The sequence below is a fragment of the Anaerococcus porci genome (genome assembly GCF_034090325.1).
Taxonomy (GTDB): Bacteria; Bacillota; Clostridia; order Tissierellales; family Peptoniphilaceae; genus Anaerococcus; species Anaerococcus porci.
In genome coordinates this window covers 1-4,888 of record NZ_JAXDSU010000028.1, presented here as the reverse complement: position 1 = coordinate 4,888, position 4,888 = coordinate 1, and the positions used below count along the sequence as shown (strand labels likewise).

3 protein-coding genes and 1 other annotated feature are annotated in these 4,888 nt (G+C 28.4%); all 3 genes read right to left on the bottom strand.

From position 1 onward, the window contains the following. Positions 1 to 68: 68 nt before the first annotated feature. Positions 69 to 1,484 carry an alanine/glycine:cation symporter family protein gene (locus SOR60_RS02960; RefSeq protein WP_320595159.1) on the bottom strand — a complete coding sequence of 472 codons (1,416 nt, stop codon included), beginning with the start codon at positions 1,482 to 1,484 and terminating at the stop codon, positions 69 to 71. Positions 1,485 to 1,756: 272 nt separating this feature from the next. Beyond that, positions 1,757 to 3,130 (bottom strand): argininosuccinate lyase, encoded by a 1,374-nt coding sequence (gene argH, locus SOR60_RS02955; protein WP_320595158.1) that lies wholly within the window; start codon positions 3,128 to 3,130, stop codon positions 1,757 to 1,759. 1 nt (position 3,131) lies between these two features. Then, complete coding sequence (locus SOR60_RS02950) at positions 3,132 to 4,352, bottom strand: argininosuccinate synthase (protein ID WP_154541378.1); 1,221 nt, start codon at positions 4,350 to 4,352, stop codon at positions 3,132 to 3,134. 59 nt (positions 4,353 to 4,411) lie between these two features. Continuing rightward, positions 4,412 to 4,606 (bottom strand) — a binding site (T-box leader). Between the last annotated feature and the right edge of the window lie 282 nt (positions 4,607 to 4,888).

Genomic DNA, 4,888 nt, shown 5'->3' with positions numbered 1-4,888 from the left:
CTAATAAAAAAGCATCGATAATACCAATAATTGGTGATTAGTCGACGCTAAAAAGCACTATATATATTCTAATTCCAATAGTCTAAATTTTCTGTCATCCCTATATTTTTAGATTTAAATTTAGGATCTTTTCCTTCCGTTTTTTGTTTTTCATAGTCTTTTAAGCAAGCTATGGCTTTCTTTGATAAAAATAATATAGAAGGTAAGTTTATAAGAGCCATTATTCCCATAAGTAAATCTGATATATCCCATGCAAGTTTTACCTCACTCATAGCTCCAAGTAATATTACAAAAACTGCAAAAATCCTAAAAATTAACATAAATTTATCTGATGGTTTCTTTTTATTATTTATATAGAAAAGATTACTATCTACATAAAATAAGTTACCTATAAGTGTAGTAAAAGTAAATAAAACCAAGGAAAGTGAAATAAAATAATTTCCAAAAGAACCAAAAAATGTAGATAAAGATTCTTGGACATAAGGTGCACCACTTAAAGCTTCTGTAGGTTCTATTCCTGATGAAAGACACATAAAGGCAGTTGCAGTACAAATGATGAGAGTATCAATAAATACTGAAAGCATTTGAACTAAACCTTGTTTAACAGGATGAGAAATATTAGCACTTGCTGCAGCATTTGGTGCAGATCCGATACCTGCTTCATTTGAATAAAGTCCCCTTTTTATTCCATACATCATTGATGATGATGCTAAAGCTCCAAATATTGCTCTAAAATTAAATGCATCTTCAAAAATGTTTTTAAATACAGTTGGTATATAAGAAATATTTACAACTATCATTATTAAGGCTACTATTATATAAATTACTCCCATAAAAGGTACAATAGTTGATGTAAACTTTATTATTCTTTTACCACCACCAAATATACAAATAGAAGTAACTAAAGCTAAAGTTAATCCAATAATAAATGGTGTTTTTTTAGGGTTATAGAAATCATAAGTCATAAAGCTTGTTTGGAGGTTGAAAGATGCAAGCATATTAAAACCTATTGCATAAGTTAAAATTAAGCTAACAGCAAAGATTACACCAAGCTTTCTAGACTTTAAACCTTCTTCAATGTAGTAAGCGGGACCACCATAGGAAGTTCCATCTTTATCTTTTTTCTTATATATTTGAGCTAAAGTTGACTCAATAAATGCAGATGCTCCACCTATAATAGCTACAATCCACATCCAAAAAACTGCACCATAACCTCCAAGACATATAGCCGTAGAAATACCAACTATATTACCAGAGCCTACTCTTGAAGCAGTTGAAACCATTAATGCTTCAAATGATGAAACTGCACCTTCTTCTTGAGGTTTTTCTAAAACTACTGATATAGATTCTTTAAGAAATCTTATTTGTATAAATTTAGTCTTAAATGTAAAATATAAGCCTATACATAATAATAAAATTATTAGCAAGGGATAATATAATACAGTATTAATAGACTCTAAAAATTCTGTTAATTTTTCAAACATATTTACTCCTTCTAATTCATCACTTTAATACTAAACCATGATAATGTTTAGCTATACATTAAAATTATATCATAAAGATTATATACAATAAAACTTAATCGTTAATTAAGTGTATGAATTCTAGTATGTAAATATATATTAATAAATATTTTTGCCACTTTAAAACAACCATACTATATTTAGTTAACATTTTTATTTTAATCATGATTTTTATAACAAAGCTTCTGACTATTGAATATAAACTTTATCTACAATCAATATTATATAATAATTTATAAATTTTCTATGTTATCCTTTAAATTTTTTATTTGGACTTTTACAACCTTTTTAGCTGGTCCTCCATATACATCTCTCTTATTAAGAGAATTTTCGAGGTCTATAAAGTCATATAGGCTATCATCAAAAATATCAGAAAACTTCTTATAGATTTCTAAGTCTATCTCATCTAAAGCTTTATCCACTTTTATTGCGTAATTTACAACATCTCCTACTATCTTATAAGCTTCCCTAAAAGGAATATTTTTATTGACAAGGTAATCTGCAAGATCTGTTGCGTTCAAATATCCCTTATGGGCAGATTTCAACATATTTTTTTTATTGATTTTTAAACTTAATAACATTGGTTTCATAATCTTCAAACAATTATATACCGTATTAATAGAATCAAATAATGGCTCTTTGTCTTCTTGAAAGTCCTTATTATATGAAAGTGGTGATGCTTTCATAATTACGAGTAAGGTGTTTAAATCTCCATAAACCCTACCAGTTTTTCCTCTTATTAGCTCTGCCATATCCGGATTTTTCTTTTGTGGCATTATACTTGAACCAGTTGAGAATTTGTCAGAAAACTTCACATAAGAGTATTCACTACTCGAATAATAAATAAGCTCCTCACAAAGTCTTGACAAATGCATCATAATTAAAGAATTATTAAATAATATTTCTAATACATAATCTCTATCTGATACTGAATCCATAGAATTTTCTGTAGGCTTTGAAAATCCTAATTCTTGACTTGTCATGAATCTATCAATATTAAAACTTGTTGTAGCAAGTGCACAAGAACCTAATGGATTTTCATTAAGTCTTTCAAAAGTAGATTCCAATCTTAATAAGTCCCTATAAAACATTTGACCATATGCCATTATATAGTGAGAAAAAGTAGTAACTTGGGCATGTTGCATATGGGTAAAGCCAGGCATTAATACATCTAGATTATCTTCAGAAATTTCTATTATAGCTTTAATTAAATCTAATAATTTATCTTTTATTTGATTTAAGGATTTTTTAGAATAAAGCCTTAAATCTAGAGCACACTGGTCATTTCTTGACCTTGCTGTATGAAGTTTTTTTCCAAGTTTTCCTATCCTTTTTGTAAGTTCATTTTCTATAAAAGAATGGATGTCTTCTTCATTTAAATCTATATCTAATTTTTTATCCTTTATATCTAAAAGTATTTGTCTAAGGTTCTCTCTTATAATCTTTCCTTCCTCTTCACTTAAGATATTGACCTTGGCCAACATATTAACATGTGCTATAGAACCTCTTATATCTTCTTGAAAAAGAACCTTATCAAAGTCTATTGACTTATTAAACTCATGTGTAAATTCAGATAATCCTCCTAAGTGACCTCCCCATAAATACATACTAATCTCCTTCTTTTACTTTTGCTTCTACAAGGGTTGATAAGGAATATAACTTAATAAAACCTTCTGCATCTTTATGTGAATATAGGTCTTTTCCTTCATCACCAAATGAAGCGAGTTTTTTACTATATAAAGAATTATTTGAACTTACACCTGCTGGAATTATATTTCCCTTATAAAGCAATAATTTAACCTTACCACTTACATTTTCTGTAATCTTATCCATAAATTTAAGAAGTGCTTGTAAAGAATTTGAATACCACTTGCCATCATAAACTAACTCACCAAATTTTATTGCCAAATGTTCTTTTAGATGTGATGAGTCCTTATCCATAGTAATTGACTCTAGGATTTCTAAAGCCTTATATAAAATTGCTCCACCTGCATTTTCATAAACTCCACGACTTTTCATCCCAACTAGACGATTTTCGACTATATCATCAATTCCTATTCCTGCTTGTCCACCAATCTTATTAAGGTATGAAAGAATCTCGCTTGCCTTCATTTTTTTACCATTAATAGCAATTGCTTTAGCTTTTTCAAAATCAATTTCTATCTCGATTTTTTCATCTTTTGCCTTAAAAGGTGAAACAGATAGTTCTAAAATTTTATCATAGTCTGGCATATTTTGAGGATCTTCTAAGTCAAGTCCTTCATGTGATAAATGCATGATATTTAAGTCTTTTGAGTAATTTGTTTCCCTACTTATTTTTAGTGGAATATTATGACTTTCTGCATAATCTATTTCTTCTTCCCTAGATTCAATATCCCATATCCTCCAAGGTGCTATAATTGGCATATATGGTGCAAAATGTTTAATGGCCATTTCAAATCTTATTTGATCATTGCCCTTACCAGTGCAACCATGACAAATTGCATCACAATTTTCTTTTATTGCAATATCAACCAAAGCTTTAGCAATTAAAGGTCTAGCAGTAGCAGTACCTAGAAGATAATTTTTTTCATATTTTGCACCAGCTTTAAGAGTTGGAAATACGAAATCTTCCACATATTCATCTACTAAATCCTCGATATATATCTTAGATGCTCCTGTCTTTATTGCTTTTTCCTTTAAACCTTCAAGTTCTTTAGTTTGTCCAACATTTCCAACAACCGCTATAACTTCACAGCCATAATTTTCCTTAAGCCAAGGAATAATTATAGATGTATCTAGACCACCTGAATAAGCAAGAGCTACTTTCTTAAATTTATTATTTTTCATCTTTATCTCCTTTTTTAATATATTACTTAGTTTTAAAAATAAATAAAAAAATCGTCCCTAAAAGGGACGAAAGCCGTGGTACCACCCAAATTCATATATTTCTATACCTCTTACTATAACGCATAACCGTACAAATCTAAATATCGAAATGTAAGCTCCAAGTTCCTTTTCTACCTATCCTCCCTGTCTTCTTACACCACACGAAGACTCTCTTAAAGTATCAGATAAGTATACTCACTTTTCATAGCCTTTATTTTAATGTATTCTACCAAGTATGAAAATTTTTGTCAAGATAAAATTAATTGATTTTTTTATATATTATATTTTTATCATATATTTCAATACTTTAATAAAATTTATATTAGTAAATCCACTCTATTTCGTATATTATTTTTTTCTGATAAAATTAATATGGAAAGGATGGACTATGTATATTTTAAGAAATATAAAAATTCCATATGATGGCAATGAATTAGATTTGAAAAATGCTATAGAAAATAAGATTGATAGAAAAATTAATTCTTATAAAATATATA